At 63.6% G+C, this 4,205-nt stretch carries 3 protein-coding genes and 1 pseudogene; 1 reads left to right on the top strand and 3 read right to left on the bottom strand.

Annotated features, from left to right (window positions below):
* The 3 genes from A5652_RS18210 to A5652_RS18200 all read right to left on the bottom strand — a co-directional run.
* The coding region (locus A5652_RS18210) for a thiolase family protein (RefSeq protein ID WP_067354469.1) at window positions 1-1,007 on the bottom strand (1,007 nt) is incomplete at its 3' end.
* Window positions 1,008-1,103: 96 nt separating this feature from the next.
* Window positions 1,104-2,270 (bottom strand): acyl-CoA dehydrogenase family protein, encoded by a 1,167-nt coding sequence (locus A5652_RS18205; RefSeq protein WP_067354462.1) that lies wholly within the window; start codon window positions 2,268-2,270, stop codon window positions 1,104-1,106.
* A 126-nt stretch (window positions 2,271-2,396) separates the two neighbouring features.
* Entirely contained in the window at window positions 2,397-3,695 is a 1,299-nt protein-coding gene (locus tag A5652_RS18200; RefSeq protein WP_067354466.1) for an amidohydrolase family protein, read from the bottom strand.
* A gap of 387 nt (window positions 3,696-4,082) precedes the next feature.
* On the opposite strand from A5652_RS18200, the pseudogene A5652_RS18195 reads away from it, so the two are divergent.
* A pseudogene (locus A5652_RS18195) lies at window positions 4,083-4,205 on the top strand (carboxymuconolactone decarboxylase family protein); the annotation flags it as partial.

Genomic DNA, 4,205 nt, shown 5'->3' with positions numbered 1-4,205 from the left:
GCGATGGCGCCGCCCAGCGGATTCATCCGTGCCGGGTCGGCCCCGGTCTCCGCCAGCCACGCCAGCGGCACGGGAGCGAAAGCTTCATTGACCTCGAAGACGCCCACGTCGGACAGGCCGACGCCGGCCTTGCTCAGCACCTTTTCGGTCGCCGGGATGGGTCCGGTGAGCATCAGCACCGGATCCGCTCCGGTCACCGCGCCCGCCAGGTACCGCACGATAGGGGTCAAGCCCAGCTCGACAGCCATCTCGGCGGTGGTCACCAGCAGCGCGGCGGCGCCGTCGGAGATCTGCGAGGAGTTGCCGGCGTGGATCACGCCGTCGTCGGCGAAGGCCGGCTTGAGCGTGCCGAGCTTCTCGACTGTGCTGCCGCGCCGCACGCCCTCGTCGGCGGTGACGACGTTGTTGTCGGCGCCGTCGACGAACACCGGCACGATCTGTTCGGTGAATGCGCCGCCATCCTGTGCCGCGGCGGCCCGCTCGTGGGATGCGACGGAGAATTCGTCGAGCCGAGTGCGCGAAAATCCCCACTTCTTCGCGATCATCTCCGCCGACAGGCCCTGGTTGAAGGAGAAATTGTCATACCGGGCAAGGACTTTCGGCCCATAGGGCATTCCGGTTGCCCGGGCCGAGCCAAGCGGAACCCGGCTCATGACCTCTACTCCACCCGCCACGACGACATCCTGCTGGCCCGACATCACCGCCTGCACGGCGAAGTCCAGCGCCTGCTGGCTCGACCCGCAGGCGCGGTTGACCGTGGTCCCGGGAATGGTCTCGGGCCAATTGGCGGCCAGGACCGCGTAGCGGCCGATGTTGCTGGACTGGTCGCCCACCTGGGATACACAGCCCCAGACCACGTCGTCGATGATGTCTGGGCCGATGCCGGTGCGTTCGATGAGTTCGGTCAAAACGACCGCAGAGAGGTCGGCGGCGTGCATGCCGGACAGCGCGCCGTTGCGCTTGCCCACCGGTGTACGCACGGCCTCGACGATGACTGTTTCGCGCATATTGTTGCCCACCCTCTCAAGCGCCGAGCGTGCACTGGTTGCGAAAAAACCGCAAAAATCTCGCCGTCAGTGCACGTTCGATGACAACCAAACTACCTAGTAGCTTCTCGGCAACTTCAGGACGTTGGCTCCCAAGAAGTTCAGAATCATTTCCTGGCTGACCGGCGCGATCTTCATCAGCCGGGCCTCGCGGAAGTACCGCGTGATGTGGTACTCCTCGGCATAACCCATGCCGCCGTGGGTTTGCAACGCCCGGTCCGCGGCGGTGAAGCCGGCATCGGCGCAGAGGTACTTGGCCGTATTGGCCTCGCGCCCACAGGGTTTGCCGTTGTCGTAAAGCCAGGTGGCCTTGCGCAGCATCAGTTCCGCGGCATCGAGCCGGGCCAATGAATCGGCGAGTGGAAACTGCAATCCCTGGTTCATCCCGATGGGCCGGCCGAAGACCTCGCGCTCGTTGCCGTATTTCACCGCCTTCTCCAGCGCCACCCGGCCGATACCCAGGGCCTCGGCCGCGATGAGCATCCGCTCCGGATTGAGGCCGTCGAGGATGTACTGAAAGCCCTTGCCCTCCTCACCGATTCGGTCCTCGACCGGTACCTCGAGATTGTCGATGAACAACTCGTTGGAGCTCACCGCGTTGCGACCCATCTTGCGGATCGGGCGGATGTCGACCCGGCTGCGGTCGAGATCGGTGATGAACAGTGTCATCCCGTCGGTCTTCTTGGTGACCTCGTCATAGCTTTGCGTCCGGGTGAGCAACAGGATCTTGTCGGATTCCATCGCCTTGGAGATCCAGACCTTGCGACCGTTGACGATGTAGCGGTCGCCGTCACGCTTGGCGAACGTGGTGATTCGCGAAGTGTCAAGGCCGGCACCGGGTTCGGTGACGCCGAAGCAGACGTGGACCTCGCCGGTCGCCACGGCGGGCAACGTTCGGGCTTTGAGTTCATCGGAACCGTGCACCACGACCGGCTGCATTCCGAAGATGGACAGGTGGATCGAGCTTGCGGCGTTCATGGCGCCACCCGATTTGGCGACCTCCTCGAGCAGGATTGTCGCTTCCGTGATGCCGAGACCGTGGCCGCCGTATTCGGTAGGGATCGTCATTCCCAACCAGCCGCCATCGGCTATGGCGCGGTAGAACTCGGTTGGAAATTCGTGCGCCTGGTCTTTTTCCATCCAGTACTGGTCGTCGAATTTCCCCGCCAGCTCCGCCACCGACCGACGGATCAGTTCCTGGTCATCGGTCAGTTCAAAGTTCATTCCAGCGCCGGGCACTGCTCAGTCTCCTTCGATCGAAATGCACCGGCTTTCAGTGCTGGCCCGCGCCGCCCGGCTTCGCCGCGCTTGCGACCGCCACGGGCGCACTTGCATTCCGGCGTGTGGCTTCTAGTCCTTATTGCCGGTAAGGGCTTTCGCGTTAGCCGCGAAATCGGCAAAGGACGAGCCGCCTCGGCTGTCCTTACCGTGGCCCGCCGCCTTGATGGACACGTCATGCCCTTCGGCGGCCTTACGCAGCGCACCGACGGTGGCCTGTTCCCGAGAAATGTGCGTGAAGGGGTCGAACGAGTACCACCGCATGGCATTCTCGTAGGTCATCTTGTTAATTTCGTCGTCGGGAACGTTGTTGATGGACAACACATCCCACAACTCTTCTGGCGCGCCCGGCCACATCGAGTCGCTGTGCGGGTAGTCGGCCTCCCAGCAGATGTTGTCGATGCCGATCATGTTGCGCAGCGCCACACCGACCTTGTCGCTAATGAAGCAGGTCAGGAAGTGGTCGCGGAACACGTCGGACGGCAACTTGTCGCCGAAGTTCTGATGCGTCCAGGTGGAGTGCATTTCGTAGGTGCGGTCGGCGCGCTCCAGGAAGTAGGGGATCCACCCGGTGCCGCCCTCGGACAGGGCGATCTTGAGGTCGGGGTACTTCTTGATCGGTGCCGACCACAGCAGGTCCGCCGCGGCCTGCACGATGTTCATCGGCTGCAGCGTGATCATCACGTCCATCGGCGCGTCCGGCGCGGTGATCGCGAGCCGGCCCGAGGAGCCGATGTGGACGTTCATCACGGTGTTGGTGTCGCACAACGCTTCCCACAACGGGTTCCAGTACTCGTTGTGGAAGCTCGGGTAGCCCATCGCGGCCGGGTTTTCGGTGAAGGTCAGCGCGTGCACGCCCTTCTTGGCGACCCGGCGCACCTCGGCGGCACACGCCTCGGCATCCCATATCACCGGGATCGCCATGGGGATGAACCGCGCCGGGTACGCGCCGCACCACTCGTCGATGTGCCAGTCGTTGTAGGCCTGCACCAGCGCGATGGAGAAGTCGTGATCGTCGGTGACGAACAGCCGCCCGGCAAAGCCTGGGAACGACGGGAAGCAGATCGAGGCCAGGATGCCGCCGGCGTTCATGTCTTTGACGCGTTCGTCGACGTTGTAACAGCCCGGCCGGATCTCGTCGAGCCCGGTCGGCTCGATGCCGTATTCCTCCTTGGGCCGGCCGGCCACCGCGTTCAATGCCACGTTCGGGATGACCGTGTCACGGAACTTCCACATGTCCGAGCCGTCGTCGTTGTGCACCAGTCGGGGTGCGTCGTCCTGGTATTTCTTCGACAGGTGGTTCTTGAACATGTCGGGGGGCTCGACGGTGTGGTCGTCGACGCTGATCAGCATCATGTCTTCTTTGTTCATGAGCTTCCCTTCCATCGGATCCATCGGATCGATTACAGCCTCGGCGAATCGCTGTCCCGTGCCAAGATCACTAAATGAAAACTATCTTCTCGCCAGACGAGAATCAACATCCAGCGGTTGCTGCGAGGCTCCACAGCGGCCTGACCAGCGACCGAGCGAGCCCGTGGTTTCTTTGCCGCCGAGCGGCATCGCAGTGAGGTAGCACCCGCCGCGACATTGCGATCCGGCCGACCCGTTCGAGCCTCAGGCCATCCGGCGGACCGGGTGAACCAGGTGGCGCCGCACGGGCGCGGTCCGGCACGCCGGCATTGACCGGGAGGGCGTTTCGTGCCAGTCTGTTAGTTGCAAATGAGAATCTGATTCTCTTTCACCGAGAGGGCACTCCTGATGCGCGTGCAGCCGCTACCCGCTGACCAGTGGGACGAGGCTACCCAGCAGGCACTTTCGGCGATGCGCGGAGCGGACACCAACAACGCGCTTTCCACGCTGGCTCACCACCCGGCGCTCGCC

This window comes from Mycobacterium sp. 1165178.9 (genome assembly GCF_001673555.1).
GTDB lineage: Bacteria > Actinomycetota > Actinomycetes > Mycobacteriales > Mycobacteriaceae > Mycobacterium.
Note: the sequence above shows the minus strand (reverse complement) of the source record. Positions and strands in the feature narration are given on the sequence as shown.